This is a genomic window from Histidinibacterium lentulum (assembly GCF_003789055.1).
Lineage (GTDB): Bacteria > Pseudomonadota > Alphaproteobacteria > Rhodobacterales > Rhodobacteraceae > Oceanicola > Oceanicola lentulus.
Genome location: NZ_ML119085.1, coordinates 195,774 through 222,538 on the forward strand (window position 1 = coordinate 195,774; position 26,765 = coordinate 222,538).

The following is a 26,765-nucleotide window of genomic DNA, read 5'->3' on the forward strand; positions in this document are numbered from 1 at the left end:
GTCGCGTTCCGTCCCCATCTCTTGTCGCCGGTCATGTATCCGCTTGGGTGCGACCGGCGCAAGATGTAGCACCGCGACGAAATGCCCATTTTCCGACCTTGGGGGAGGTCATTGGAATGCCGGGGAAAATTGCCTTTCAGGGAGAGCTCGGCGCCTACGGTCATCAGGCCTGCGTCGAGGCCCGCCCGGAATACGAGCCGTTGCCCTGTCCGACCTTCGAGCACGCCATCGAGGCCGTGCGGAAGGGGGACGCGGAACTCGGCATGATCGCGGTCGAGAATTCCACCTATGGCCGGGTGGCAGATGTTCACCACCTTCTGCCCGAGAGCGGCCTCCATATCGTCGACGAGGCCTTCGTGCGGGTGCATATCAACCTGCTCGGCGTCCGTGGCGCCCGGCTCGAGGACATCCGCGCCGCCATGTCCCACACGGTCCTTCTGGGCCAGTGCAGGGGCTTCCTGCGCGAACACGACATCGAACCGGTCACCGGCGCCGACACCGCAGGCTCCGCCGCCCATGTGGCCCGAACCGGAGACCGGTCCCTGGGCGCACTGGCCTCTGATCTGGCGGCCCGCATCAACGACCTCGCCATCCTCGCCCGCCATATCGAGGACCATGACCGCAACACCACGCGGTTCGTCATCATGGCCCGCGAGCCCGATTTCAGCCGCCGCGGCCCAGCCGGCATGATCACCGCCTTCATCTTCCGCGTGCGCAACATCCCCGCCGCGCTGTTCAAGGCGATGGGGGGCTTTGCCACCAACGGCGTCAACATGACCAAGCTCGAGAGCTACATGGTCGACGGCCAGTTCCAGGCGACGCAGTTCTACGCCGAGGTGGAGGGACACCCCGACGACCGCTCGGTCCAGCTCGCGCTCGAGGAGCTCGATTACTTCACCGACAGGCTCGCGCTTATGGGAGTGTTCCCCGCCGACCGCCGCCGCTACGAACGCGGCCGCAGCACCGCCCGGGATTGACCCCTCAGAGCTGGCCGTCGTGCCAGCCCGCCTCGATGTCCCTCGCATAGTCCGTGATCCGCGTCCGCAGCCGCTCGTCCATCCGGCCCTTCGCAAGTTTCAGAGACTGCATGACAATCCGGGCCGGGAGCGTACGCGGCTTGAGTTCCGCGGCGAAGGTCAGCCGCGTGCGCGCCGGCGACAGGGGCACGAATTCCGCCGTGGTCACGCCCTCGATCCCGTTCGACGTGGTGGCGATTGTATAGCCGTTCGGGGGATCCATCTCCGCGATCCGGATCAGCACCTCGCGGGACTTCCCGCGGAACTTGAACCGCACCATCCAGCGCGCGCCAGCTTCGGCCCGCAATGACGGGTCCATCCGGTCGACTTCCGCACCACGGCGTAGGGCGACCCGCTCGAAATGGGCGAAATCCGAAAACCTGGCGAAAACGACGTCGACCGGCGCCTCGATATCCTCACGGACGGAAAACTGCATGCTGGGGCTTGCCTCTCACCTCTGGTTCTTCTTCTTTACTTTGCGTCACTCAAGCCTGTCCGCAAGCCAGCGCTCCAGAAGGAAATGAGCGATGGCACCGCGCCGCGCAGGCAGGATCGACCCATCCCTTCCGGCCATCACATCCAGCAGCCTTTCCCGGCTCACCCATTGCGCCGCATCCAGTTCCACCGGATCGAGCACGATCTCAGTTGTCAGCGCCTCGCCCCGGCAGCCCAACATCAGCGAGGCGGGAAAAGGCCACGGCTGGCTGGCCAGATAGGACACCCGACCGACCGCGATGCCCGCCTCCTCGCGCACTTCGCGCCGCACCGCGGCCTCCACCGTCTCGCCCGGCTCGACAAACCCCGCAAGCAGCGAGAACATTCCCTCCGGCCAATGCGGAGACCGCCCAAGCAGTACCGAATTGCCATGGGTGATCAGCATGATCACCACCGGGTCCGTGCGCGGGAAATGCCGCGCCGCGCAGGTCCCGCAGGTGCGCTGCCAGCCCGCCTCCGACATTTCCGACTTTGCCCCGCACCGCGCGCAGAACCCGTGGCTGGCATGCCAGCCGAAGACCGCCTTGGCCGTGGCCGCCAGTTCCGCATCGACCGGCGTCAGCCGCGTCATTACCGCTCGAAGCTCGGCGAACCGCGCGTCACCCCCCGCCTCCGGATGGCGCTGCTCCGTCGGATCGAGAAATCCGCCCAGCGCGCTCTCGTCCAGCGCCTCGGGCTGCCACGCGCTGATCTCGACGGCGAAGATCGGCCCCTCCGCTCCGCGCCCGAGAAACACCGGCGGATCGTCTGCCGCGGCGCAGACCGGATGGCCGAGCGGCCGCAGCGCCACGCCCAGAGGCGCCTCGCCCTCCACCATCACCTTGCCGCGCCACAGGACAAGCGTCCGGGCCGAGAAATCGGCCAACAGCCGCGCCTGAGCCTCCTCCCCGCGCAGCTCCGCCGCACGGTCGAGTCCCGCCCCTCCGAATGTCACCTGTTCCGCGTCCCGCATGGCCATTCCGTCGCACGGACGCCCCGGCGAGGCAATCGCACTTTCCCTTGCATCCCGAGATGTTGGCCCGCAGGCTCCGGCGCGGAACGAGGATGAGGGGCCCCGCGTGCACGACCCTGACCAGCGAGACCGGTCCCCGGAAGGCGACGCAACTGTGCGGCTGCGCATCCTTGCGACCTCGGACCTGCACGCCCAAATTCTGGCCCATGACTACTATACCGACGGCCCGGCACCCGGCACGGGTCTGGCGGCGGTCGCGGCCCTGATCCGCCGCCTGCGGGACGAGGTTCCCGGCACGCTGACCGTGGACAACGGCGATTTCCTGCAGGGCTCGGCCCTGGCCGACGCCGCCGCCGAAACCGCCGCGGATGCGCCGAACCCCGTCATCGCCGCCATGAACGAGACGGGCTACGACGCCGTCGCTCTCGGGAACCACGATTTCAATTACGGCCTGCCGTTCCTTGATCGCGCGCTTGCCGAAGCGTCCTTTCCCGCCCTCGCCGCCAACCTGACCCTCGTGGAGCCGTCGGCCCGCATCGCGCCCTGGATCATCCTCGAGCGCGTCCTGCAGCTCTCGGACGGACGCGCCGTGACGCTGCGCGTGGGTTTCATCGGCCTCCTGCCGCCCCAGACCGTCGACTGGGACAGCGACAGTCTCTCGGGCCGCGCCACGACCTCCGACATCGTCGACTCCGCCCGGTCCGAAGTGCCCCGCCTGCGCGCCGCCGGGGCCGACATCGTCGTGGCGCTGTGCCATTCCGGCATCGGAGATGCCCTTCACACCCCCGGCATGGAGAACGCCGCGATCCCTCTCGCCGCGATCCCGGGCATCGACGCCCTGATCCTCGGCCATACGCATGGGGTCTTTCCGGGCCCGGCCACGACCTCCGGTCCGGAGGTGGATCCCGCCGTCGGACGCCTCCATGGCAAACCCGCCGTGATGCCGGGCTACGGCGGCAGCCATCTCGGATGCCTCGACCTGCTCCTCTGCCCCGCTGCACGCGGCTGGCGCATCACAGAGGCCACCGCCCGCGCCCTGCCCGTGGGCTGCCGGGAGGATACCGCCGTCGCCGCCGCCGCCGCCCCGGCCCATGACCGCGCCCGCCGGCACATGCGCCGTCCCATCGGCCGAACCGTCGGCCCGATCCATACCTTCTTTTCGCTCGCCGCGCCCTGTCCCGCGCTGACCCTCGTGGCCGATGCCCAGCGGGACCATGTCACCCGTCTGGCGCCCGACCTCCCGGACCTGCCGCTCCTTTCTGTCGCCGCGAGCTACCGGGCCGGGGGCTGGGGCGGGCCGCGCAACTACATCGACGTGCAGGCAGGTCCGCTCGCCTTCAGGACAGCGACCGAACTCTACCCCTACCCGAACAGTCTCGTCGTGCTGGAGATCAGCGGCGCCGACCTGGCCGACTGGCTCGAGCGCGCCGCGTCCCACTTCCGCCTTGTCGCGCCCGGCGCACGGGGGGCGCCGCTCCTTCATCCGGGCATCCCCAGCTACATGTTCGACGTGATCGACGGGGTGACCGCCGCCTTCGACCTTTCCCGCCCTGCCCGCTACGCGCCCACGGGAGAGCTGATCGATCGGACCCACTCCCGTATCGCCGACCTCCGCCACGGGGACCGTCCCGTGGACCCCGCTGCGCGCTTTCTCGTGATCACCAATTCCTACCGCCACGGCGGCGGCGGTCAGGTCCCCGCGGCAACGCGCGGCGTCCTGCGCTGGACCTCCGCCGCGGCCACGCGCGACGCCGTCGCCTCCTATATCGCGGACCGTCCCGAAGTCGTCCCCGAGGCCCGCAGCTGCTGGCGCCTTGCCGCTCTGGAGCCCGCAACCACCGTCCATTTCGAGACCGGCATCGGTGCAAGCAGCCACAGGCCGCCCTCCACCGGCCGCGGCATCCGGCTCCTGAAGAGCAGCGCCGAGACCGGCTGCCTTTACGAGATCGAACTCTGAGGCTCTGCCGGCCCGGACCCCGGCAGCGCAGCCTTCGCCTTGCCCGTGGCGGCCGAGCAGCCCGACACCGGTTGCGACCGGGCCGACGCTCGCCTATATCCCGCCATGAGAGGTTGGCGCGGGCAGGCGCCTCGCCAACCCGGTCAGGTCCGGAAGGAAGCAGCCGTAACGAGTCCCGCTTGGGTCGTTGTCCAGCCTCTCACCTCTCCCCTCACAAGGCCCGTCGCGCCCTCAGGGCCGCGCTGATCGTGCCGTCGTCGAGATAGTCGAGCTCACCGCCCACCGGCACGCCCTGCGCCAGCGAGGTCACGCTCACCCGCTCGTCCAAAGCGTCGGCGATGTAATGGGCGGTGGTCTGTCCGTCGATCGTCGCGCCCAGCGCGAGGATCACCTCCGTCACCTCCTCGGTCTCGATCCGGTCAAGAAGTTGCGGAATCCGGAGTTCTTCCGGCCCGAGGCCGTCAAGCGCCGACAGGGTGCCACCCAGCACATGATAGCGCCCCCCGAACACCTGCGACCGCTCCATGGCCCAGAGATCGGCCACGTCCTCGACCACGCAGATCTGCCCGTTACCGCGCTTTTCCGCCGCGCAGATCGGGCAGATATCGGCGGTGGCGAGGTTGCCGCAGTTGAGACATTCGCGGATCGTGCGTCCGACCTCGGCCATGGCCTCCGCCATCGGCAACAGCAGCACGCCGCGCTTCTTGATCAGGTGCAGCACGGCGCGCCGGGCCGACCGCGGCCCGAGGCCGGGCAGCTTCGCCATCAGCTCGATCAGCCGCTCGACGCCGGCCTCGCCCTCAGCCACGCCTTTCCCCGATCCGTCGTCGTGAGTCTGCAGGCCCGTCCGCGATCAACCGGGAAAACCCATGCCCGGGGGCAAGCCCATCTCCTGACCGATGCGCGCCATCTCCTCCTGCATCTTCGCCTGCGCCCGGCTCTGTGCGTCCTTGATCGCGGCCAGGATCAGGTCCTCCACGACCTCCTTCTCTTCGGGATCGAAGATCGACGGGTCGATCGACAGGGCCTTCAGCTCGCCTTGTACGCTGGCCGTGGCCTTCACGAGGCCCGCGCCGCTCTCGCCCGTGACCTCCATCCGCGCCATCTCCTCCTGCAGATCGGCCATCCGCTTCTGCATCTCCTGGGCGGATTTCATCATCTTGGCCATGTCGCCGATGCCGCCGAGCCCCTTGAACATCGCATTCACTCCATGCTGTGTCGCACAGAGACTATGGACGCCCGCGGCCCGCCACAAGAAGACGCGTCAGCGAACGCAGAGCTGCCAGCTGTCCGCGCCGAGCCTGGTCCTGACCTCGGCAGGTTGCCGCGCCGCCGGTCGGGCGCACTCGAAATCCACTGAGCCTGCCCGTTCACCGGGTTCCCAAGTCCCCATGTAGCGCCACTCCTCGCCGGGATAAGCGACATGCACCTGCGCCGTCAGGTCTTCCTTCGAATGCATCGAGAAACTGGGCCGCTGTCCCGACGGATCGCTGACGACCACCGACCGCAGATAGCCGGGCGCCGGATCGCTGTAGGTCAGCTGACAGGGGTAGCTGCCGAAGTTCGGGGTCTCGCAGGTTCGACGCTCGGTCTCGGCCAACGCCGCAGGCGCGGCGAGCAGCAGAGCGATGACGGCAGCAGGTTCGGGTCTCATGGCCTGATCCTTCCCGGTCTGGGTTTCCCTCGCCCAAGTCTGACCTGGCACGCGGCTCGCAGGCAACCCCGCCGCCCTAATCCTCCTCGAACGGGTCCCATTCCTCGGAGACCTCGGGCAGGGCCTCTGCCCCGGCCTCCGCCTCCAGCGCGGCGCGGCTCCTGACCTCGGTGATCCGAGCCCGGGGGAAGGACCGCAGCACCTCCTGCACCAGCGGATGGGCCTCCGCCTCCTCGTGCAGCGCCCGGATCTCGGCATCGCGCGTCTCGGCGATGGTGGGACCGCCGCCTTGCTCGATCGACACCGCCCAGCGCACGCCGCTCCAGGCCTGCAGGCGGCTGCCCAGCCGCGACGCGAGATCGGCGGGCGCGGCCTCCGCCGGCTCGAAGGCGATCCGTCCCGGCGCGTAGGACACGAGCCGGAGCCCCGTCTCGACCTCCACCAGCAGCTTCACGTCCCGATGCGCCCGGATCAGCTCCACCACGTCGTCGAACCGGGCATAACGCGCCAGCGCCGTCTCCGCCTTGACCGCCAGCGCGCCGTGGGCCGATGGGCCGGACGGACCCGCATGGGTCGGCGATGGTCCGCCCTGCGCCGACACGGGCCTCTCCCGTCCGCCGCCCCCGGGCGAAGGCGCCGCAGGTCCCGGTGGCGGTGCATCGCGCAGCTTCTTCACCAGGTCCTCGGGCGTCGGCAGATCCGCGACATGGGTCAGCCGGATGATCGCCATTTCCGCCGCCATCATCCCGTTCGGCGCCTGCCCCACTTCCTCCAGCGCCTTCAGCAGCATCTGCCACAGCCGCGTCAGAACCCGGATCTGCAGGGCGTCGGCCATGGCGCGGCCGCGGTCGCGCTCCTCGGGGCTGACGGTCGGGTCCTCCGCCGCCTCGGGCGTGATCTTGATGACGCTGACCCAATGGGTGATCTCCGCGAGATCGCGCAGCACGGCCATCGGATCCGCGCCATCGGCATATTGCGCCGCCAGCTCCGACAGCGCACCCGCCGCATCGCCCTTCAGGATCATGTCGAAAAGGTCGAGCACCCGCCCCCGGTCGGCAAGACCCAGCATCGCGCGCACCTGATCCGCCGTGGTCTCCCCCGCGCCGTGGCTGATCGCCTGGTCGAGAAGCGAGGTCGCATCCCGCGCAGAGCCTTCCGCCGCCCGTGCGATCAGCGCCAGCGCATCGTCCGAAATCTGCGCCTCTTCAGCCCCCGCGATCCGCTTCAGCAGCGCGATCATCACCTCGGGCTCGATCCGCCGCAGGTCGAACCGCTGGCAGCGCGACAGCACCGTGACAGGAACCTTCCGGATCTCGGTCGTGGCGAAGATGAACTTCACATGGGCGGGCGGCTCCTCCAGCGTCTTCAGGAGCGCGTTGAACGCGCTCGTCGACAGCATATGAACCTCGTCGATGATGTAGATCTTGTAGCGCGCGGAGGCCGCCCGGTAGGCCACGCTGTCGATGATCTCGCGGATGTCGCCCACGCCGGTGCGCGAGGCGGCGTCCATCTCCATCACGTCGACATGGCGACCTTCCATGATCGCGCGGCAGTGCTCGCATATCCCGCAGGGCTCCACCGTCGGCCCGCCCGTGCCGTCCGGGCCGATGCAGTTCATCCCCTTGGCGATGATCCGCGCCGTCGTCGTCTTCCCCGTGCCCCGGATGCCCGTCATGATGAAGGCCTGCGCGATCCGGTCCGCGGCAAAGGCGTTCTTCAGCGTGCGCACCATGGCGTCCTGCCCCACGAGATCGACAAAGGTCTCGGGGCGGTACTTGCGGGCGAGCACCTGGTAGGCGGGGGCGTCGGTCATGAAGGCTCCTTCGGGAACGCCCGCCAGACTACGCGCGCCGCCCCCCGCCGTCCACCGGTGGGCGCAGGGTGGGTTCTCGCGCCATCGTCCCGCCCGACTGGCCGGGCGCCCCCCCGCGCGGTTGTAGGGTGGGTTTTCAACCCACCGCCGCCCGACCCGACCCGGCACGTCCCCATCCGCCCCCCCCCGGCGTACGCATCTCGAACGCATCCCCCGCACCGAGCTCCACCTCCGCCGTCCCGGACACCACCTCGACCGTCCCGTCCGCCCGCAGCACAAGGTCCTCCCCCATGGCCCCCGCTTCCCCGCCATCGACGCCGAAGGCCGCCGTCCGCCGGTGCGAGCACAGCGTCGTCACCGTCACCGGCTCCAGAAAACGCAGCCGCCGGACCACGCCGTCGCCGCCGCGCCACTGCCCTTCCCCGCCGGACCCGGCGCGCACCGCGAACCGCTCCACCCGCACCGGAAACCGCGTCTCCAGCACCTCGGGATCCGTCATCAGCGTGTTGGTCATGTGCGAATGCACCGCGCTCGCCCCGTGAAAGCCTGGTCCCGCGCCCGTCCCCCCGGCGATGGTCTCGTAATTCTGGAACCGCGCGTTGCCCCAGACGAAGTTGTTCATCGTCCCCTGGCTGCCCGCGATCACCCCCAGCGCGCCGAAGAGACAGTCGGCAATGGCCTGGCTCACCTCGGTATTCCCGGCGATCACCGCCGCCGGATAGGCCGGGTTGATCAAGCTCCCCTCCGGCGCCACGATCTCCAGTGGCTTCAGGCACCCCTCATTGAGCGGTATGTCCTGCCCGACAAGCGTCCGGAAGACATAGAGCACCACCGCCCGGCACACCGCCAGCGGCGCGTTGAAATTGCCCTGATGCTGGGCCGAGGTCCCGGTGAAGTCGATCACCGCCCGGTCCCCCTCCACCCGCACCGCCACGCGGATCTCCGCGCCATGGTCCAGCGGATAGACGAACTGGCCGTCCTTCAGCCGCCCGATGGCCGCCCGCACGCTCGCCTCGGCATTGTCCTGCACATGGCTCATATAGGCCTGCACCACCTCGAGCCCGTGCGCCGCGATCATCCGCGCGATCTCCGCCGCGCCCGTGGCATTGGCCGCAAGCTGCGCCGACAGGTCCGCGATGTTCTGGTCGATGTCCCGGCAGGGCCAGCGCCCCGAGGCCAGAAGCGCCCGCGTCTCCTCCTCCAGAAAAGTCCCCCCCGCCATCAGCCGGAAGTTGTCGATCAGCACCCCTTCCTCGTCGATATGCGTCGAGTCGGGTGGGAGCGAGCCGGGCGTACGGCCCCCGATATCCGCATGATGCCCGCGCGATCCGACGAAGAAGATCAGATCGCCATTGTCTCCGAAGACCGGCGTGATCACCGTGACATCCGGCAGGTGCGTGCCCCCGTTGAAGGGCGCGTTCAGCATGAAGGCGTCTCCCGGCGCCATCCCCGGGTTCAGCCGGATCACCGTCCGGACCGCCTCGCCCATGCTGCCGAGATGCACGGGCACATGGGGCGCATTGGCCACCAGCCCCCCCTCCGCGTCGAAGATCGCGCAGGAGAAATCCAGCCGCTCCCGGATGTTCACCGAATAGGCCGTCTGCGCGAGCGTCGTGCCCATCTGCTCGGCGATGCCCATGAAGAGGTTGTTGAACACCTCGAGCAGGATCGGATCGGCCTCCGTTCCCGCCGCGAAACGCCGCTCGGCGGCCTCGACGCGGGTCAGCACGAGGTTCCCCAGCCTGTCCGCCTCCGCCTGCCAACCTGGCTCCACCACGTTCGTCCCCGTGGGCTCGGTCAGGATCGCGGGCCCCTGCACCGGGGCACCGGGGACCAGCGCCGCCCGCGGCAGCAGCCGCACCTGCCGCGCCGCGCCGCCGAACCGCGCCACGACGCTCTCCCCCGGATCGTCCACCGGCTCGGGCCGCGCCGCCACCTCGGCATCGGCCGCCGCGCCGATGCCCTCCGCGGTCAGGCTGTCGAGCGTCACCGCCCGGTCGGGCGTCGCAAAGCCGAACCGCGCCCGGTGCGCCGCCTCGAACGCCGCGCGCATCTCTTCGGGCGCCCCGAACGGCACCTCCAGCGTCTGGTGCGAGCCCGCGTAGCGCAGATGTGCCCGCGTCTCGACGCGGATCCGCTCCTCTGCCACGCCCTGATCGGCCACTGCCCGGCGGGCCGCCTCCACCAGTGCCGCCGCCTCCGCGCCCTCCTCGAGCGGCCGGCCAACCTGCCGCTCCTCGATCGCCCGGATTTCGGCCAGCCCCATTCCCAGCGCCGACAGCACCCCCGCGAAGGGATGGATGACGACCGACCGGATGCCCAGCGCATCGGCCACCGCGCAAGCGTGCTGCCCTCCCGCGCCGCCGAAGCTGACAAGCGTGTAGGCGGTCACGTCCCGCCCCCTTTCCACGCTGATCTTCTTCACCGCGCGCGCCATGTTCTCCACCGCGACCCGCAGGAAGCCCTCGGCCAGCCCCTCGGGCGTCAACTCCTGCCCGGTCTCTTCCGCGATCTCCGCCGCCAGCGCCGCGAACTTCTCCCGCACCACCTCCGCATCCAGCGGCTGGTCCCCCCCGGTCCCGAAGACCGCCGGGAAATGCTCCGGCTGAAGCCGCCCGAGCATCACGTTGCAATCGGTCACGGTCAGCGGCCCGCCCCGTCGGTAGCAGGCCGGCCCCGGGTCGGCGCCCGCGCTCTCGGGCCCCACCTGGGTGCGCCCGTCCTGCCACTTGCAGACAGACCCGCCTCCCGCCGCCACGGTGTGAATGTCCATCATCGGCGCGCGCAGCCGCACGCCCGCCACGACGGTCTCGAAGGACCGCTCGAACCGCCCGGCGTAATGACACACGTCCGTCGACGTGCCGCCCATGTCGAAGCCGATCAGCCGCTCGAATCCTGCCGCCCCGGCCGTGGTACTCATCCCCACGACGCCCCCCGCCGGACCCGACAGGATCGCGTCCTTGCCCTGGAACCGCCCGGCCTCGGTCAGCCCGCCGCTCGACTGCATGAAGAAGAGCCGCCCGGCGCCCTCGCCCAGCTCGCTGTCCACCGCCTCCACATAGCGCCGCAGGATCGGCGAGAGGTAGGCGTCCACCACCGCGGTATCGCCGCGCCCCACGATCTTGATCAGGCGGCTTGCCTCATGGCTGAGCGACACCTGGGCAAACCCCAGCTCCCGCGCGATCTCGCCGATGCGCCGCTCGTGATCCGGGTTCGCCCAGGCATGCATCAGCACCACTGCCACGCCGCGAATACCCTGCGCCCGGATCTCCTCCAGCGCCCGGCGCACTGCCGCCTCGTCTAGCGGGCCCAGCACCTGCCCGGCGGCATCCACACGCTCGGGCACCTCCGCCACGCGCTCGTAGAGCATCTCCGGCAGGCGGATATCGAGATCGAAGAGCCGCGGCCGGTTCTGGTAGCCGATCCGCAGCACATCGGCGAACCCCTCGGTGACCAACAGCGCAGTCCGGTCGCCCGCCCTCTCCAGCAGGGCGTTCGTCGCCACCGTCGTGCCCATCTTCACCGATCCGATGGTGCCCGCGGGGATCGCATCCTCCGGTCCGAGCCCCAGGACCTCGCGGATGCCCTGCGCCGCGGCATCCCGGTACCGCCCCGGGTTCTCGCTCAACAGCTTGTGGGTCCGCAGGCTACCCCCCGGGTCCCGGGCGACGATGTCGGTGAAGGTGCCGCCCCGGTCGACCCAGAATTGCCACTGGCCCATGCGCCCGGCCTCCGTTACCCCTGAATGCCGGGCCAACCTGAGCCAGGCGAGACCCGCCCGCAAGGGCGGGGCGAGCCCCCCCGGAGACCGCGATGACCGATCTGACCGCCACCGTCCTGCAGCTGGCGCGCCTCGTCGCCCACCCCACGATCTCGTCGGACTCGAACCTCGCGCTCATCGACGAGGTGGCAGACCACCTCAAGGCCCACGGCGCCCGGATCGAGATCTTCCCCGATCCCACCGGGCAGAAGGCCAACCTCTGGGCCACCTTCGGACCCGAGGCACCTGGTGGCCTCGTGCTCTCGGCCCATTCCGACGTGGTGCCCGTGGACGGCCAGCACTGGCACACCGACCCCTTCGAACTGACCGAAGTGTCCCGGGGCCTCGCGGCCCGCGGCGCCTGCGACATGAAGGGCTTTCTCGCCTGCGTCCTCGCCAAGGCGCCCGACCTTGCCGCCGCCGCCCGCCATATGCCCGTGCATGTCGCGCTCACCCATGACGAGGAGATCGGCTGCCACGGCGCGCAGGCGCTCTGCGCCCATCTTGCCGCCCGCGGGGCGGCGCCCGGGCTATGCATCGTGGGCGAGCCCACGCTCATGCAGGTGATCGACGGCCACAAGGGCTGTTTCGAATACCACACGCGCTTCACCGGCCTCGCCGGACACGGATCCGCGCCCGATCACGGCGTCAATGCCATCGCCTTCGCCGTGCGCTACGCGGCAAAGCTGATGGAACTCGCCGAGGCGTTCAAGGCCGATCCGCCGCCCGGCTCCCGTTTCGACCCGCCCTGGACGACGATCAACATCGGGCTGCTGAATGGCGGCTTCGCGCCAAACGTGATCCCCGAGGAGGCCGATCTCGGATGGGACATGCGCCCTGTCCGCCCGGGCGACGGCGATCTCGTCAAGGACACGATGGCGGCTTTCGTCCGGGACGCGTTGTTGCCCGAGATGCGCCGCATCCATCCCGGCGCCGACATCGCCCTCGAGATCGAGGGCGAGGTGCGCGGCCTCGAGCCCCAGGAGCCGAACCCCGCCCGCACGCTGGCCATGGAGCTCACCGGCGCCAACGGCGCGGGCACCGTGGCCTTCGGCACCGAGGCGGGCCTCTTCCAGTCCATCGGCTGCGCCACCGTCGTCTGCGGCCCGGGCTCCATCGACCAGGCCCACAAGGCCGACGAATGGATCGCCGTGGATCAGCTCGTGAAATGTCTCGACTTCCTGGGCGGCCTCACCGAGCGCCTGGCGTCGGGGCGGTTGCCGGGCTGAAGGCGGGCCTGCTCCCCTTCGCCGGCGCTATTGCACGGACCCCGCAGGCCTGGCTTCAGCCTCGAGTCCCTGCTCCCGCCACCACCGGTCCGGAGCGCGACGCGCCTCGCCCTCCCCTACCGCACCGCCCGCCGCAGCCTCAGCGCATTCGTCACCACGAAGACACTCGACAGCGCCATCGCTCCGCCCGCCAGGATCGGCGACAGCATCGGCCCGCCGAAGACCGCCAGGACCCCCGCCGCAACCGGGATCAGCGCGACGTTGTAGCCGAAGGCCCAGACCAGGTTCTGCCGGATGTTGCGCATGACAGCGCGGCTCAGTCCGACCGCGCGCGCCACGCCGGCCGGATCGCCCGAAACGAGCACGACGTCGCCCGCATCGACCGCCACGTCTGTCCCGGTTCCGATCGCCAGCCCCACATCGGCCGCAGCCAGGGCCGGCGCATCGTTGATGCCGTCGCCGACAAAGGCCACGGGCGACTCTGCCTGGAACCGCCGCACCGCCGCAAGCTTCTCCTCCGGCAGGACCTCTGCCACGACCTCCTCGATCCCCAGGGTCCGGGCCACCGCTTCCGCCGTGGCGCGGGCGTCGCCGCTGACCATGGCAACCCGAAGCCCCGCTGCCTTCAGCTCGGCCACGGCCTCTGCCGCCCCCGCCTTGACCGGGTCGGCGATCCCCAGCAGGCCCCGGAAGACGCCGTCTACCGCCACCGCCACGACGGATTGACCTTCCGACGCCATTGCCTCCGCCCGCACCCGGGCGTCACCCGGATCGATGCCCTCTTCCTCGAGAAACCGTATCGAACCTGCAAGCACCACCTGCCCGGCCACACGGGCACGCAGCCCGCGCCCCGTGACTGCCTCCACCTCGTCCGCCGGCCCGGGGACTGCGCCGTCGACCGCGGCGACCACGGCCCGGGCAAGCGGATGCTCCGACCGGGCTTCGGCTGCCGCCGCCAGCGCCAGCGCCTCGGCGTCGACCTCGCGCGCCACCAGCACCGGACGGCCCTCGGTCAGGGTGCCGGTCTTGTCGAACACCACCCGGCCCACGCCCGACAGAGCCTGAAGCGCCGCACCCTGGCGCACCAGTATTCCCATCTCCGCTCCGCGCCCGGTGCCGGCGAGGATCGAGACCGGAACGGCCAGTCCCATGGCGCATGGACAGGCCACGATCAGCACCGACACGCCTGCCACCAGCGCAAGCGTCAGCGCGGGCTCCGGGCCGAGGATCAGCCAGGCCGCGACCGTCGATGCCGCGATCACCAGTACGATCGGCACGAAGACGGAGGTCACCTTGTTGACCATGTCCTGGACCGGCAGTCTCGCCCCTTGGGCGTCCTCCACCAGCTGCACGATCCGCGCGAGCACGCTGTCCGCTCCGACAGCCGTCGCCTGCAGCACCAGCGCGCCACTGCCGTTCACGGTGCCGCCCGCGACCCTGGCGCCCTCGATCTTGGCCACCGGCACCGGCTCGCCCGTCAGCATCGATTCGTCCACGTGCGAGCGGCCCCGGGTGACCACGCCGTCGACCGGGATGCGCTCCCCCGGGCGGACCTCGACCTCATCGCCTTCGGCCACCCGGTCGAGCGGGATCTCGACCACCTTGCCGCCGCGGCGCACCCGCGCGACCTCCGGCGCCAGCGCCATCAGCGACCGGATCGCAGCCCCGGTCTGCCGCTTCGCGCGCGCCTCGAGCCAGCGGCCCAGCAGGATCAGCGTCACGATCACCGCGGCCGCCTCGAAATAGACCGCGAGCGCACCGGCCGGAAGCAGCCCCGGAGCCAGCACCGCCACCGCCGAGTAGCCGAAGGCGGCGGATGTCCCCAGCGCCACCAGCGAGTTCATCTCCGGCGCGCCGCGCAGGAGGGCGGGGACGCCGATGGCAAAGAACTGCCGGCCGGGACCGGCAAGAATGACGGCGGTCAGAACCATCTGCGCGATCCAGGCGGCCTGCATCCCCACGGTGGCCATGATCAGGTGGTGCCAGGCGGGCACGAGATGCCCGCCCATCTCCAGCACGAAGACCGGCAGCGTCAGCGCCGCCGCGATGATCGTCCGCCGCTTGAGGGTCGCCACCTCCGCCCCCTCGCGGTCGAAGACGGGTCCCGCCTCCATCGGACGTGCCTCGTAGCCCGTCCGCGCGACCGCTGCGACGAGATCGCCCTCTCCCCGATCCGCAAGCGTCCGCACCGTGGCGCGGTTCGTGGCGAGATTGACTTCGGCCGAGACCACCCCCGGCACGGTCTTCAGCGCCCGCTCCACCCGGTCGATGCAGGAGGCGCAGTGCATCCCGCCGATCTCCAGCCGCACCACCCGGGGCTGCGCCGGATAGCCCGCCCGGTCGAGCGCCCCCGCGAGCGTTTCCGCAGACGCCTCTCCCTCGACACGCGCGCGCTTCGTGGCGAGGTTCACCTCGACCCGTGACACCCCGGGCACTCCCGAAAGCGCCTTCTCCGCCCGTCCCACGCAGCCCGCGCAGGAGAGTCCGTCAATGTCGAAGGTCAAGGTCGTCATGGGATCACCGATGCGGGCAGGCTGCCTGCCATATCCGGCATGTATGCCCTCCGGCGCCCCGATGCCAGCCGTCCCGGGGTCGCGGCCCGATCTGGACGCACCCTCTTCCGTCCGCCGTCCAAACATGGCTAGTGTCGCGCCCATGGGAGGACCCTTGAAGACAGACGCCGACATGTCGGCCGACCTGCGTCCGTCTGCCGCGGCCCGGGCGTGGGCGCCATGAGCGCCGTGCCCTCCCATGACTGGATCGCCTGCGACTGGGGCACCTCGAACCTGCGCGTCTGGGCCATGTCCGGCGGCACGCCTGTGGCCGAGGCCGGGTCGGACCGCGGCATGGGCAGTCTCGCACCCGACGAGTTTCCCGCGGCCCTCGACGAGCTGCTCTCGCCCTGGGGCACAACGGCTCCGGTGATCGCCTGCGGCATGGTGGGCGCCCGGCAAGGGTGGACGGAGGCGCCCTATGTCGCCGTGCCTTGCCCACCCCTCGCGCCCACTCTGACCGCTGCCCCCGGCCCGCGCCGGGTTCTGCTGATCCCGGGCATCAGCCAGTCGAGCCCGCCGGACGTCATGCGCGGGGAGGAAACCCAGGTCGCGGGCTTTCTCGCCCTCAATCCCGGCTGGGACGGCGTGCTCTGCCTGCCCGGCACCCATACCAAGTGGGTGCACCTGAGCGCCGGAGAGATCGTCAGCTTTCGCACCGCCATGACGGGCGAGCTCTTCGCGCTGCTGTCGCGCGCGTCGGTCCTGCGCCATGCCATGGCCGAGACCGGTGCGTCGGACGCCTTCGATGCGGCCGTCTCAGAGACCCTCTCCCGGCCCGAAAGGCTGGCCTCCGAACTCTTTTCCATTCGCGCGGGGCATCTGCTCGAAGGGCGCAGCGACGGCCGGGACCGCCTGTCCGGCCTCCTGATCGGAGCGGAACTCGCCGCGATGCGGCCCTACTGGCTCGGCCAGGCGGTGGCCGTGGTGGGCGCTGGCGCTCCCGGCCGGGCCTATGTCCGGGCGCTGACGACCGTGTGCGCCCAGGTCACCGAAGCGCGCGCCGAAGCGGTCACCCTAGCGGGGCTCACCGCCGCATGGCGGACATGGAAGATGACGCAGGATGCATGACCGGTCGGCCCGTCCTCTGTCCGCCGGAGCAGCGGCCCGGCGGTCACCCGCGTGCATGCGCAGCCCGAGATCTCCGGCGAACCGGCACCGGGCAACTCCGATCTGCGCCTCGCGGCATCCGGCTCGCCGCGCGGCCCGTCCGCGCCTCCCGGCCGCAGCCGGCGGACCCCGTTCCCTGCCGCCCGAAAGGTCCCGTCCATGCGTGAACTGATCGCCATCCTCCGCGGCATCACCCCGTCCGAGGCCGGTCCCGCCGCCGGAATCCTGATGGCGGCCGGCATCCACCGGATCGAGGTGCCGTTGAACTCGCCCGAACCCTATGCCTCGATCCGCGCCATGGTCCGCGCGCACGGGCAGGACGCCCTGATCGGCGCGGGCACCGTTCTCTCCCCCGAGGAGGTGCTCCGGGTCGCGGAAGCCGGGGGCCGGCTGGTGGTCTCGCCCAACACCGACCAACGGGTGATCGTCGCGACCCGCAAGGCCGGGATGGAGAGCTGGCCCGGCGTCATGACACCGACCGAGGCCTTCCTCGCTCTGAAGTCCGGTGCAACCGGGCTGAAGCTCTTTCCCGGGAACCTGATCGGGCCGGCAGGGCTCAAGGCCCTGCGCGCGGTGCTGCCGCCCGATACGCCCGTCTATGCCGTGGGAGGGGCGGCGCCCGCGAACTTCTCCGATTGGATCGCCGCCGGCGCGACGGGGTTCGGCCTCGGGACCGCGCTCTATACACCGGGCCTGCCCCTCGCAGAACTCGCGGACCGCGCGGCAGAGGTGATCGCCGCCTATGACCGGGTGACGGCATGACGCCTCGCTCCGCCCCCGTCAGCGCCGGGCTGATGCACCACCTCGCGTTCGGCGGTCCCTCGGGTCCGGCGACCTGTCCCCATGGGCGCGCCGGACCGGGCTCCCCCCGCGGACACGGAGTTCGGAGGCCTTGACCCCTGCACCCAGGCCCTCGAGCCGCCTTCGGGAGCACGCGGGGCCGAGGCCTTCGACCCGCATGCGTCCCGGTTCACGTCGCGCACTTGCGCAGAGAATTCCACAGGAGGACACGAGGCGATGATCCACGATTCCACCCCCTGCACCCTCGGAGAAGGCCCGCTCTGGCACCCCGGGCGGGGCCAGCTCTTCTGGTTCGACATCCTCGAGAAGCGCCTTCACACCAAGGGACGGCACTGGACGTTCGACCATTGCGTGTCGGCTGCGGGATGGGTGGCCGAGGACAAGCTGATGATCGCTTCGGCAGTGGGGCTGCATCTGTTCGATATCGAGACGGGCGCGATGGAAACCGTCTGCCCGATGGAGGCGGACAACCCCGTCACCCGCTCCAACGACGGGCGCGCCGATCCCCAGGGCGGATTCTGGATCGGCACCATGGCGATGGGGGCCGATACCGGCGCCGGGGCGTACTACCGCTATTACCGCGGCGAACTGCGCCTGATCTACGGCGACTGGTCGATCCCCAACGCCACCTGTTTCGCGCCCGACGGCCGGACCGCCTATCTCTGCGATACGCCGAAGCAATTGATCCACAAGGTCGCGCTCGATGCCGACGGCTGGCCCGAGGGGGATCTCGAGACCTTCGTGGACCTTTCTGCCGAGGGCCTCAATCCCGACGGTTCCGTGGTCGATGCCGACGGCAACCTGTGGAATGCCCAGTGGCGCGCCCATCGCGTCGCTGTCTACTCGCCCCAAGGGCGGTTCCTGACTGCCTTCGGCATCCCGGCAAGCCAGGCTACCTGCCCGGCCTTGGGAGGCCCCGATCTCTCCGCTCTCTACGTCACCTCCGCCAGCCACGGGCTCTCGGACCCGCTCAACCCCCACCACGGCAAGACCTTCGCCATCGAGACCGGCGCCCGGGGCCAGCGCGAACACCGCGTCATCCTGTAACCCCGCACCGGCCCCGAAAGGCCGCTCCTGTCCATGCCCGATGGAGGCTCCATGCGCCGCACGCTCGGCTCCTGCTACTATCCCGAACACTGGCCCGAGGAGATCTGGGCAGAGGATGCCCGCCGCATGGCCGAGGCCGGGCTTACCTGGGTGCGGATCGGCGAATTCGCCTGGTCCCGGCTGGAGGCAACTCCCGGACATCTGACCTGGGACTGGCTCGACCGGGCGATCGGGACACTGGGCGGCGCCGGCCTCAAGGTCGTCCTGGGGACCCCGACCGCCACGCCCCCGCGCTGGATGCTCGACCGTCATCCCGACATGCTTGCCATCGACGAGAAAGGCCGCCCCCGCGGCTTCGGCTCCCGCAGGCACTATGATTTCTCTCACGCGGGCTACCGCGAGGAGGCGCGTCGGATCGCGCGGCTGCTGGCCGAACGCTATGGGCGCAACCCCCATGTCCATGCCTGGCAGATAGACAACGAATACGGCTGCCACTACACGACCCTCAGCTGGTCCGAGGCCGCGCGACAGGGGTTCCGCGACTGGCTCGCGCAGAAATACCAGTCCCCCGATGCGCTCAACCGCGCCTGGGGCAATGTCTTCTGGTCGATGGACTACGCCACATTCGACGAGATCGACCTGCCGAACCTCACGGTCACGGAAGCGAATCCCGCCCATCGGCTCGATTTTCACCGCTACGCCAGCGCCCAGGTCACGCTCTTCAACCGGGCGCAGGTCGAGGAGATCAGAAAACTCTCCGACCGGCCGATCCTGCACAACTACATGGGACGGGAGACCAGCTTCGATCACTGGCAGGTCGGCCGCGACCTCGATGCGGCGAGCTGGGACAGCTACCCCATCGGCTTTCTCTCGGACCGTCTGGAGAACACGCCGGAGCGCAAGGCCCGCTTTCTGCGCCAGGGCGATCCCGACAACCAGGCCTTTCACCACGACCTTTACCGCGGCGTGGGCGGGATGGGCGCGGGGCGGTACACGCCTGGCGGCCGGTTCTGGATCATGGAGCAGCAGCCCGGCCCGGTGAACTGGGCACCGTGGAACCCCGCGCCGCTGCCCGGCATGGCCCGCCTCTGGGCGTGGGAGGCCTTCGCTCACGGCGCGGAGGCGGTGCTCTATTTCCGCTGGCGCCAGGCGCCCTTCGCCCAGGAGCAGATGCACGCGGGCCTTCTCCGCCCCGACAGCGCCCCGGCGCCCGCGCTCGCCGAGGCGCGGCAGGTGGCCGATGAGATCGCCGGAATGCCGGAAGCGGGCTGCGCTCCGGGCGATGTCGCGCTGGTTTTCGACTACGAGAGCTGCTGGGCCTGGGACATCCAGCCCCAGGGCGCGGATTTCGACGGGTTCCGCCTCGCGATGAGCGCCTATCGCGCCTGCCGCCGCGCGGGGCTCAACGTGGATATCGTCCCGCCCGACATCGCCGACCTGTCGCCCTGGCCCATGGTTCTCGCGCCCGGAGTGATGATCCTCTCCGGCCCCCTCCGCGCGGCGCTTTCGTCCTACACCGGACGCGCGCTTCTCGGTCCGCGCACGGACGTCAAGACACCGGACTTCGCCATTCCCGTGCCGCTTGGCCCGCGTCTGGAGGGCGTTACCTCGGTCCTCACCGAGAGCCTGCCGCCCGACGCCTCCGAGCCGCTCGAGGCCGGCGGAGCCTTCCGCCATTGGCGCGAATGGCTCGAGGGCGAGGCCCGGGTCTACGAGCGCACGACAGATGGCCGGGCCGCGATCATGGGCGCGGATCACCTGCGCTACCTCGCGGGCTGGCCGGACGACGACGCCTTCCACCGGATCGTGTCGGACCTCGCGCGCGAGGCGGGGCTCCACCCCGTCGATCTGCCCGATGGCCTGCGCCTGCGCGACACGGAAACGCACCGCTTTCTCCTCAACTACAATCCTGAACCCGTGACCTGGGACGGGGTCACCATTGCCGCTGCGGGCGTGCACTGGACCCCGCGATGACCGCCCGGCCCGACCCCGACGGCAAGATCCGAATATCCCGTTACCACTCGAGAGACCCCCGATGAGAGCCTTCGCCACCCTGCCCGACGGCCGCACCGTCGAGGCCGCCACCCTCGCCGCGGGCGACCTGACCGTGGAAATTCTCACCTACGGCGCGATCCTGCTGTCGGTCCGGCACGCAGGCGTGGACCATGACCTGACCTGGACCCCGGACAGGTTCGAGGACTGGACGGAGGGCCGAACCCCCTATCATGGCGCGATCGTGGGCCCCGTGGCGAACCGGATCACCGGCGCGCGCACGACGCTCGACGGCCGGACGCTCGCCTTCCCGCCGAACCAGGCCACGCATTTCCTCCACTCCGGCCCCGAGGGGCTGCACACGCGCCTCTGGCAGGTGGTGACGGACGATCCAGCGGCACTCACCCTCGCGCTCGACCTCGCCGATGGCGACGGCGGTTTCCCGGGCAACCGCCGCGTCACCGCACGGTTCAGCCTGGCGCCCCCGGCGACCCTGCGGCTGGAGATCACCGGCGAGACCGACGCGCCCACCTTCTTCAACTGCACGAACCACAGCTACTGGTGCCTCGCCCCCCGGCCCGGCTGGCAGGGCCACGGCCTGCAAATCGCGGCGGACCGTTACCTGCCGACCGACGACACCGCGGCCCCCACGGGCGAGATCGCCCCGGTGGAGGGAACACCCATGGATTTCCGCACGCGCCGCACGCCCGCGCCCGCCGAACCGCCCCTCGACCACAATTTCTGCCTCTCGGAGACCCGCACCGACCTGCGCGATATCGCCTGGCTCGACGGCCCCTCGGCGGCCATGACCATCGCGACAACGGAATGCGGTCTGCAGGTCTACGACGGCCGGGATCAGGACCCGCCCTATCCCGCGCTCGCTCTCGAGGCCCAGGGCTGGCCCGACGCGCCGAACCGCCCGGATTTCCCCTCTGTCGTCACCCGCCCGGGCGAGACCTACCGCTCTGTCACCGAGTGGCGTTTCACCGTGCCGCCGCGCTGAGCGCGCGCAGGATCTCCATCGCCTCCGCCGCGCGGTCCTCGGGCACGAAGAGATGGTCGTGGTGAAAGGCCGCGACCACGTTGCAGGCGATACCCGCCTCGGCGAGCGCCCCCGAGACCGCCGCGGTCAGCCCGACACCGGCGAGCGAGGAATTCACCTGAAGCGTGATCCGGCTCATGGGCAGACCACCCGCATTGGCCTCCTCGGGCAGGATCAGCGACAGCCCCTCGTCCTCGCGAAACGTCGCCAGCGCCTGGTCCACCAGCACCGGGTCGTCGGACACGACAAAGACCCAGCCCCGCGGATCGAGCCGCGGCGACATGCGCGCGATCATCTCCGGCCCGTCCTCGACGCTCATGCCACCTCCCGGCGCCGGCGCGGCGCGAGCGGCAGAAGACCGAGACCCCCGAGGTTGATCCCGCCCGCCAGCGTCGCCACGGCGAAGCGTGTCGCACGGCTTCCGGTCCTGTCGAAGACGGCGCGTCCCTGCCGGCCCTCCGGCGCATGGCCGAGCCAGCCGATGGCCGGCGCGATCCCTGTAGCGGAGGCCGCCCGCTCCGGTGGCGCCGGCGCCCCTGCCGTGACCAGCATTCCGATCATCACCCCTCCGTGGCCGAACCCGTAGATCACCGCGACAAGGGAGTATCCTGGCGGGCATCCCCTAGGATATACCCCATCATCGCCGCAGTCTCCCAAGCGGTCGCCGCCATCCCGTTCGCCAGCGGCCCCATGTCGATCGCAAGAATCAACGCCTCTGCGATCACGATCGCCCGGCCATAGCGCGGGTCCGGGGCGGCGGTCTGCGTCATGGGCGAAGGCGAGCAGGGCGCCTTGCGCGAGTCCCGCCCCGCCGCCCGAGGGAACGGTCAACCCGGCGCCCGCCACGTCCCGGCCCGCGCCGACAGCCGGCGCACTCCGGAGCCCACGCCGAGGCCCTCCCCCGCGACTGTCCGCGATCCCGTCACGCTCATGCTCCGGACCATGGCGGGAAAGGATGAAGAAAGCCTTCGGAAGAAGAGGTCTTTTCTGCAAGAGCCCGGCAAAGGTCCGAATGCTCCGGGACCGCCTGCACGGGGCAGCGCGCCCCTGCGGGACGGCGGGCGGGGCGATGCCGCCCCGCGGCGAGCGGCGTCCCGCCGTCCCGCTCAGACCCCGAGACACCAGCGCAGGATCGCCTTCTGCGCGTGCAGGCGGTTCTCGGCCTCGTCGAAGATCACCGATTGCGGCCCGTCCATGACCTCGCTCGTCGCCTCGTCCTCCCGGTGGGCGGGCAGGCAATGCATGAAGAGCGCGTCCGGCTTCGCGCCGGCCATCAGCGCGGCGTTCACCTGGTAGGGGCGCAGCTGGTTGTGCCGCCGCTCCTTCGCCGATTGCGGGTCGTGCATGGACACCCAGGTGTCCGTCACCACGAGATCCGCACCCTTCACCGCCTCGTGCGGGTCCCGCACGATCTCCACCTTCGCACCGCGCGCGCGGGCCTCTTCCACGGCCTCCCGCTCCGGGTCCAGTGGCGGCGGCCCGGTGAAGGTCAGGTCGAATCCGAACTGTCCCGCAGCATGGGCGAAGGAGGTGAAGACGTTGTTGCCGTCCCCCGACCAGACCACCTTGCGCCCGGCGATGGGGCCGCGGTGCTCCTCGTAGGTCATGATGTCGGTCATGATCTGGCAGGGATGGGACCGGTTCGTCAGCCCGTTGATCACCGGCACGTCGGCATGTTCCGCCATCTCCAGCAGGGTCGCTTCCTCGAAGGTGCGGATCATGATCAGATCGACGTAGCGCGACAGCACCCGCGCCGTGTCCGCGATGGTCTCACCATGGCCGAGCTGCATGTCCGCACCCGAGAGCACCATGGTCTCGCCGCCCATCTGCCGCACGCCCACGTCGAAGGACACCCGCGTGCGGGTCGACGGCTTCTCGAAGATCAGCGCCACCATCCGGCCCGCCAGCGGCGTGGCATCGTCGGGGGCGCCCTTGGGCCGGCCGTTGCGACGGGCCTTCATGGCATGGGCCTCGTCCACGATCGCCCTCAGCGCACCGGCGTCGGTGCGGTTGATGTCAAGGAAATGCGGCATCGGATCGGTCCTTTGGTCGGAGGCCGGACCGGGGGCGCTGCCCCCGGACCCCCGGGATACTTCTGGCCAGAAAAGGATCAGGCCGCTTTCGCAGAGACGGCGGCGGCGGCCCGGTCGAGGCGGGCGAGTCCCTCGGCGATGTCCGCGTCCGTCAGCACGAGCGGCGGCAGCAGGCGCACGACGTTGTCGGCAGCCCCCACCGTCAGCATGTCGCGGTCGAGGGCCGCGCTCACGACCTCCGTGTTCGGCACCCGGCACTTCAGCCCGAGCATGAGGCCCGCGCCGCGGACCTCCTCGAAGACGTCCGGATGGGAGGCCACGAGCCCCTCGAGCCCCTGCCGCAGGAGCGCCGCCTTGCGGCGCACCTCCTCCAGGAAGGCCGGCTCCGCCACGATCCCCAGAACCGCCAGGCCCACTGCGCAGCCCAGAGGATTGCCGCCATAGGTCGATCCGTGCGTGCCGGCCGTCATCGCTGCCGCCGCGGCCTCTGTCGCCAGAACCGCGCCCAGCGGAAAACCACCGCCGATGCCCTTGGCAACCATCATGATGTCTGGCGAGACGCCGGCCCAGTCATGGGCGAAGAGCCGCCCGGTGCGACCCATCCCGCATTGAACCTCGTCGAACACGAGCAGCAACCCGTGGTCGTCGCAGAGGTCGCGCAGGCCCTTGAGGCAGACGTCGGGCAGAGGCCGGATGCCGCCCTCGCCCTGGACGGGCTCGACCATGATCGCCCCCACATCCGCCTCCGCCGCCGCCGCGCGCAGCGCCTCGTGATCGCCGAAGGGCAACTGCGTGAACCCCGGCAGCAGCGGACCGAAGCCCTTCGTCATCTTTTCCGATCCCGCCGCCGCGATCGCCGCCGAGGACCGGCCGTGGAACGCCCCCTCGAAGGTCAGGATGCGGGTCCGGGCGGGGTCCTTTTCCGACCAGTGCTTCCGGACCATCTTCACCGCGAGTTCACAGGCCTCGGTGCCCGAATTGGTAAAGAAGACCGTGTCGGCAAAGGTCTCCTCCACCAGCCGGTCGGCCAGAGCCTTCTGCTCGGGGATCTCGTAGAGGTTCGACAGATGCCATGGCCGGGCGGCCTGCCGCCGCAGCGTCTCCACCAGAACCGGATGCGCATGGCCCAGCGCGTTCACCGCGATTCCCGCGCCGAAGTCGAGGAACCGTCGTCCGCCCGTAGCTGTGAGCCAGGCCCCCTCGCCGGCCTCGAAGGCCAGCGGAGCACGGGAATAGGTCGGAAGGATCGACGGGATCATCTGGAAAATCCTCTGGGTCAGAAAGAGCCTCGGGGGATGCCGCAGGGGGCTGGGGCTGTCAACGTGGGGTCAGGACGGCGCGGTGACGCCACCGGCGCTTCAGCGTCGGCGGGGGCGTCGGACAAGGCGGGCGCGCTCGGTCATGTGCCGCGTGATAGCGGGGATCGGTGCGTTTGCCCAGCATCTTCCGCGCAGCGGCTTGACAGCCGGCGCACACCGCCTCACGCGACGGCGATGTCCCGCACCGCCCCCGACCCGCCGCGCGCCATCGCGCTGATGATCGCCGCGACGGCCTGCCTCGCGGGCACGACGCTCATGGCCAAGGCGCTTGGCACCGGAGCGCTCGGGCCGCCGCTCCATCCCCTTCAGGTCACGCACGGCCGGTTCCTTTTCGCGCTCGTCGCCTTCGCCACGACCGCCGCCATCCTGCGACCGCGCCTGACACTGCCGAACGTGCCGCGGCACCTGGGGCGCACCCTCTGCGGCGTGGCCGGCGTCACGCTCCTCTTCGCCGCCGCCGCGCGGATGCCCTTGTCGGACGCCACGGCGATCAGCTTTCTCAACCCGGTCTTCGGAATGATGCTCGCCATCCCCCTTCTCGGCGAAAGGGTCGGCCCAGTCCGCTGGCTCGCCGCCGCCATCGCCCTGTCGGGCGCGGTGATCCTGCTGCGCCCGGGAAGCTCCGGGCTCGAGGTCGCCGCCCTCCTCGCCCTCGGCGCGGCCCTCGCCCTTGGGGCGGAGCTGATCTTCATCAAGCGCCTCGCCGACAGCGAACCGCCGCTCCAGATCCTGCTCGTCAACAACATGCTCGGCTGGCTCATCGCCGGAACGGCAATGGTCCCGTTCTGGGAGCCGCCCACCCCCGCGCAATGGGCGGGGCTCGCCGCGCTGGGCCTCCTGATGGCGGCGGCGCAGGCCTGCTTCGTCAACGCCATGGCCCGCGCCGAGGCCAGCCTCGTGACGCCCTTCTCCTATCTCACCCTGCTCTTCGCGGCGCTCTGCGACGCGGCCCTTTTCGGGATCCTGCCGGACACTGTGAGCCTGATCGGCGCCGCAACCATCGTCGCCGGGGCCGCCCTCCTCGCCTGGCGGGAGATCGCCGTGCACCGCCGTCCGCGCCCGCCGGTCCTGCCCTCGGCCGGAGCCGACTAGGCCTTCAGCCGGGTCCCCCGCCGGAGCATCTCCCAGACGATCCAGAGGGCCACGACAGACGCACCCCCCGCGACCGCCGCCCCGAGCAGGGGCGAGCTGTCCGACACGCCCAGCATCCCCCAGCGCACGCCGTCGATGAGGTAGAACATCGGGTTGGCATGGCTCAGGTCCTGCATCAGCTGCGGCAGGGCGTCGATGGAATAGAAGGTCCCCGACAGGAAGGCGAGCGGAGTCACGAGGAAGTTCGTCACCGCCGCGAGCTGGTCGAACTTGTTGGCGTAGATACCCGCGATCAGCCCCAGCGCCCCCATGAAGACTCCCGACAGCACCACGAAGCCGAGCACCACCAGCGGCGCCTGCGGCACGACGCCGAGGAACACCGCGACGCCGATGCCGATCACCACCGCCACGAGAAGCCCCCGCGCGACCGCGCCTGCAACGTAGCCGACCATGAGCTCGCCCGCCGACAGCGGCGGCATCAGCGTGTCCACGATGTTGCCCTGAACCTTGGCCGACGCGATGGAGGACGAGGTGTTGGCGAAGGCGTTCTGGATCACCGTCATCGTCAGGATGCCCGGGGCGATGAACGTGGTGAACGCCACGCCCATGACCTCGCCCCGCGTCGGGCCGATGGCGATGGTGAAGATCATCAGGAACAGACCCGCCGTGATCAGCGGCGCCATGATCGTCTGGGCCCACACGTTCATGAACCGTGCCACTTCGCGCCACGCAAGCGTGTAGAGCCCCAGCCAGTTCACCCGGCCGAAGCGACGGACGCCCATCTGCCGCCCCGTGTCTCCGGTTGCCATGCCCGTGCCTCCTTCGATCCGGCCCGCCTTGTATCCGGCGGCACTGCGCTTAGAATAGGAAGTCGCCAATCCGTTCAAGGTCGGCGCCGCGC

General features: G+C 70.4%; 23 protein-coding genes and 1 other RNA gene. 10 read left to right on the top strand and 14 right to left on the bottom strand.

Going from position 1 to position 26,765, the window contains the following annotated elements:
• Positions 1–116: 116 nt before the first annotated feature.
• Entirely contained in the window at positions 117–977 is an 861-nt protein-coding gene (locus EAT49_RS11735) for a prephenate dehydratase (protein ID WP_123642515.1), read from the top strand.
• 4 nt (positions 978–981) lie between these two features.
• Here EAT49_RS11735 and EAT49_RS11740 read toward each other — a convergent pair whose 3' ends face one another.
• Together EAT49_RS11740 and nudC are read right to left on the bottom strand one after the other, a co-directional pair.
• Positions 982–1,452 carry an SRPBCC family protein gene (locus tag EAT49_RS11740; RefSeq protein WP_123642516.1) on the bottom strand — a complete coding sequence of 157 codons (471 nt, stop codon included), beginning with the start codon at positions 1,450–1,452 and terminating at the stop codon, positions 982–984.
• Between the two features lie 45 nt (positions 1,453–1,497).
• Complete coding sequence (gene nudC / locus EAT49_RS11745) at positions 1,498–2,463, bottom strand: NAD(+) diphosphatase (RefSeq protein WP_123642517.1); 966 nt, start codon at positions 2,461–2,463, stop codon at positions 1,498–1,500.
• 154 nt (positions 2,464–2,617) lie between these two features.
• On the opposite strand from nudC, the gene EAT49_RS11750 reads away from it, so the two are divergent.
• Together EAT49_RS11750 and ffs are read left to right on the top strand one after the other, a co-directional pair.
• Positions 2,618–4,420: a bifunctional 2',3'-cyclic-nucleotide 2'-phosphodiesterase/3'-nucleotidase gene (locus tag EAT49_RS11750; RefSeq protein ID WP_185020735.1), complete on the top strand. Its 1,803-nt coding sequence runs from the start codon at positions 2,618–2,620 to the stop codon at positions 4,418–4,420.
• Between the two features lie 106 nt (positions 4,421–4,526).
• Positions 4,527–4,625: signal recognition particle sRNA small type (gene ffs / locus EAT49_RS11755), an RNA gene on the top strand.
• 6 nt (positions 4,626–4,631) lie between these two features.
• Here the strand turns inward: ffs and recR are convergent.
• The 5 genes from recR to EAT49_RS11780 form a co-directional block, all read right to left on the bottom strand.
• The gene (recR, locus tag EAT49_RS11760) at positions 4,632–5,228 is read right to left on the bottom strand and encodes a recombination mediator RecR (protein ID WP_123642519.1); all 597 of its coding nucleotides are present in this window, start codon (positions 5,226–5,228) and stop codon (positions 4,632–4,634) included.
• Between the two features lie 45 nt (positions 5,229–5,273).
• On the bottom strand, positions 5,274–5,618 hold the full coding sequence (locus tag EAT49_RS11765; protein ID WP_123642520.1) for a YbaB/EbfC family nucleoid-associated protein: 345 nt from the start codon (positions 5,616–5,618) through the stop codon (positions 5,274–5,276).
• A 66-nt stretch (positions 5,619–5,684) separates the two neighbouring features.
• A complete protein-coding gene (locus EAT49_RS11770; RefSeq protein WP_123642521.1) occupies positions 5,685–6,074 on the bottom strand; it encodes a hypothetical protein in 390 nt (129 codons plus the stop codon).
• 76 nt (positions 6,075–6,150) lie between these two features.
• Entirely contained in the window at positions 6,151–7,887 is a 1,737-nt protein-coding gene (locus tag EAT49_RS11775; protein ID WP_123642522.1) for a DNA polymerase III subunit gamma/tau, read from the bottom strand.
• A gap of 136 nt (positions 7,888–8,023) precedes the next feature.
• A complete protein-coding gene (locus tag EAT49_RS11780; protein ID WP_123642523.1) occupies positions 8,024–11,608 on the bottom strand; it encodes a hydantoinase B/oxoprolinase family protein in 3,585 nt (1,194 codons plus the stop codon).
• Between the two features lie 92 nt (positions 11,609–11,700).
• Here EAT49_RS11780 and argE point away from each other — a divergent pair, with 92 nt between their 5' ends.
• On the top strand, positions 11,701–12,876 hold the full coding sequence (argE, locus tag EAT49_RS11785) for an acetylornithine deacetylase (RefSeq protein ID WP_123642524.1): 1,176 nt from the start codon (positions 11,701–11,703) through the stop codon (positions 12,874–12,876).
• A gap of 116 nt (positions 12,877–12,992) precedes the next feature.
• Here the strand turns inward: argE and EAT49_RS11790 are convergent, their stop codons facing one another.
• Positions 12,993–15,389, bottom strand: coding sequence for a heavy metal translocating P-type ATPase (locus EAT49_RS11790; RefSeq protein WP_123642525.1), 2,397 nt, complete (start codon positions 15,387–15,389; stop codon positions 12,993–12,995).
• A gap of 219 nt (positions 15,390–15,608) precedes the next feature.
• Between EAT49_RS11790 and EAT49_RS11795 the strand changes: the two genes are divergently transcribed.
• From EAT49_RS11795 to EAT49_RS11815, 5 genes are all read left to right on the top strand, one after another.
• Entirely contained in the window at positions 15,609–16,499 is an 891-nt protein-coding gene (locus EAT49_RS11795; RefSeq protein WP_123642526.1) for a 2-dehydro-3-deoxygalactonokinase, read from the top strand.
• Between the two features lie 198 nt (positions 16,500–16,697).
• The gene (locus EAT49_RS11800) at positions 16,698–17,300 is read left to right on the top strand and encodes a 2-dehydro-3-deoxy-6-phosphogalactonate aldolase (RefSeq protein ID WP_123642527.1); all 603 of its coding nucleotides are present in this window, start codon (positions 16,698–16,700) and stop codon (positions 17,298–17,300) included.
• Positions 17,301–17,555: 255 nt separating this feature from the next.
• The gene (locus EAT49_RS11805; RefSeq protein WP_123642528.1) at positions 17,556–18,386 is read left to right on the top strand and encodes an SMP-30/gluconolactonase/LRE family protein; all 831 of its coding nucleotides are present in this window, start codon (positions 17,556–17,558) and stop codon (positions 18,384–18,386) included.
• A 51-nt stretch (positions 18,387–18,437) separates the two neighbouring features.
• Positions 18,438–20,360, top strand: coding sequence for a beta-galactosidase (locus tag EAT49_RS11810; RefSeq protein ID WP_123642529.1), 1,923 nt, complete (start codon positions 18,438–18,440; stop codon positions 20,358–20,360).
• Between the two features lie 61 nt (positions 20,361–20,421).
• Entirely contained in the window at positions 20,422–21,381 is a 960-nt protein-coding gene (locus tag EAT49_RS11815; protein ID WP_123642530.1) for an aldose epimerase family protein, read from the top strand.
• On the opposite strand, the gene EAT49_RS11820 is transcribed toward EAT49_RS11815, so the two are convergent.
• The 5 genes from EAT49_RS11820 to EAT49_RS11840 form a co-directional block, all read right to left on the bottom strand.
• Entirely contained in the window at positions 21,362–21,739 is a 378-nt protein-coding gene (locus EAT49_RS11820) for an ACT domain-containing protein (RefSeq protein WP_123642531.1), read from the bottom strand. The two genes, EAT49_RS11815 and EAT49_RS11820, sit on opposite strands and share 20 nt — an antisense overlap.
• Entirely contained in the window at positions 21,736–21,981 is a 246-nt protein-coding gene (locus EAT49_RS11825; protein WP_123642532.1) for a hypothetical protein, read from the bottom strand. Before EAT49_RS11825 ends, EAT49_RS11820 begins: the two co-directional genes overlap by 4 nt.
• 26 nt (positions 21,982–22,007) lie before the next feature.
• A complete protein-coding gene (locus EAT49_RS11830; protein WP_123642533.1) occupies positions 22,008–22,190 on the bottom strand; it encodes a hypothetical protein in 183 nt (60 codons plus the stop codon).
• A gap of 336 nt (positions 22,191–22,526) precedes the next feature.
• Entirely contained in the window at positions 22,527–23,453 is a 927-nt protein-coding gene (gene argF / locus EAT49_RS11835; RefSeq protein WP_123642534.1) for an ornithine carbamoyltransferase, read from the bottom strand.
• A 77-nt stretch (positions 23,454–23,530) separates the two neighbouring features.
• Positions 23,531–24,712, bottom strand: a complete 1,182-nt coding sequence (locus tag EAT49_RS11840; protein WP_123642535.1) for an aspartate aminotransferase family protein — start codon at positions 24,710–24,712, stop codon at positions 23,531–23,533.
• A 234-nt stretch (positions 24,713–24,946) separates the two neighbouring features.
• Here EAT49_RS11840 and EAT49_RS11845 point away from each other — a divergent pair, with 234 nt between their 5' ends.
• Positions 24,947–25,864, top strand: a complete 918-nt coding sequence (locus EAT49_RS11845; RefSeq protein ID WP_123642536.1) for a DMT family transporter — start codon at positions 24,947–24,949, stop codon at positions 25,862–25,864.
• Here the strand turns inward: EAT49_RS11845 and EAT49_RS11850 are convergent.
• Complete coding sequence (locus EAT49_RS11850; protein WP_246003835.1) at positions 25,861–26,673, bottom strand: ABC transporter permease; 813 nt, start codon at positions 26,671–26,673, stop codon at positions 25,861–25,863. The two genes, EAT49_RS11845 and EAT49_RS11850, sit on opposite strands and share 4 nt — an antisense overlap.
• Positions 26,674–26,765 lie beyond the last annotated feature (92 nt).

Excerpts from the sequence above, each read along its gene's own strand:
- EAT49_RS11735 (WP_123642515.1), top strand. The coding sequence starts at position 117 with ATGCCGGGGAAAATTGCCTTTCAGGGAGAGCTCGGCGCCTACGGTCAT.
- EAT49_RS11740 (WP_123642516.1), bottom strand. The coding sequence starts at position 1,452 with ATGCAGTTTTCCGTCCGTGAGGATATCGAGGCGCCGGTCGACGTCGTT.
- nudC (WP_123642517.1), bottom strand. The coding sequence starts at position 2,463 with ATGCGGGACGCGGAACAGGTGACATTCGGAGGGGCGGGACTCGACCGT.
- EAT49_RS11765 (WP_123642520.1), bottom strand. The coding sequence starts at position 5,618 with ATGTTCAAGGGGCTCGGCGGCATCGGCGACATGGCCAAGATGATGAAA.
- EAT49_RS11770 (WP_123642521.1), bottom strand. The coding sequence starts at position 6,074 with ATGAGACCCGAACCTGCTGCCGTCATCGCTCTGCTGCTCGCCGCGCCT.
- EAT49_RS11775 (WP_123642522.1), bottom strand. The coding sequence starts at position 7,887 with ATGACCGACGCCCCCGCCTACCAGGTGCTCGCCCGCAAGTACCGCCCC.
- EAT49_RS11780 (WP_123642523.1), bottom strand. The coding sequence starts at position 11,608 with ATGGGCCAGTGGCAATTCTGGGTCGACCGGGGCGGCACCTTCACCGAC.
- argE (WP_123642524.1), top strand. The coding sequence starts at position 11,701 with ATGACCGATCTGACCGCCACCGTCCTGCAGCTGGCGCGCCTCGTCGCC.
- EAT49_RS11790 (WP_123642525.1), bottom strand. The coding sequence starts at position 15,389 with ATGACGACCTTGACCTTCGACATTGACGGACTCTCCTGCGCGGGCTGC.
- EAT49_RS11795 (WP_123642526.1), top strand. The coding sequence starts at position 15,609 with ATGAGCGCCGTGCCCTCCCATGACTGGATCGCCTGCGACTGGGGCACC.
- EAT49_RS11800 (WP_123642527.1), top strand. The coding sequence starts at position 16,698 with ATGCGTGAACTGATCGCCATCCTCCGCGGCATCACCCCGTCCGAGGCC.
- EAT49_RS11805 (WP_123642528.1), top strand. The coding sequence starts at position 17,556 with ATGATCCACGATTCCACCCCCTGCACCCTCGGAGAAGGCCCGCTCTGG.
- EAT49_RS11810 (WP_123642529.1), top strand. The coding sequence starts at position 18,438 with ATGCGCCGCACGCTCGGCTCCTGCTACTATCCCGAACACTGGCCCGAG.
- EAT49_RS11815 (WP_123642530.1), top strand. The coding sequence starts at position 20,422 with ATGAGAGCCTTCGCCACCCTGCCCGACGGCCGCACCGTCGAGGCCGCC.
- EAT49_RS11820 (WP_123642531.1), bottom strand. The coding sequence starts at position 21,739 with ATGAGCGTCGAGGACGGGCCGGAGATGATCGCGCGCATGTCGCCGCGG.
- EAT49_RS11825 (WP_123642532.1), bottom strand. The coding sequence starts at position 21,981 with ATGATCGGAATGCTGGTCACGGCAGGGGCGCCGGCGCCACCGGAGCGG.
- EAT49_RS11830 (WP_123642533.1), bottom strand. The coding sequence starts at position 22,190 with ATGACGCAGACCGCCGCCCCGGACCCGCGCTATGGCCGGGCGATCGTG.
- argF (WP_123642534.1), bottom strand. The coding sequence starts at position 23,453 with ATGCCGCATTTCCTTGACATCAACCGCACCGACGCCGGTGCGCTGAGG.
- EAT49_RS11840 (WP_123642535.1), bottom strand. The coding sequence starts at position 24,712 with ATGATCCCGTCGATCCTTCCGACCTATTCCCGTGCTCCGCTGGCCTTC.
- EAT49_RS11845 (WP_123642536.1), top strand. The coding sequence starts at position 24,947 with ATGTCCCGCACCGCCCCCGACCCGCCGCGCGCCATCGCGCTGATGATC.
- EAT49_RS11850 (WP_246003835.1), bottom strand. The coding sequence starts at position 26,673 with ATGGCAACCGGAGACACGGGGCGGCAGATGGGCGTCCGTCGCTTCGGC.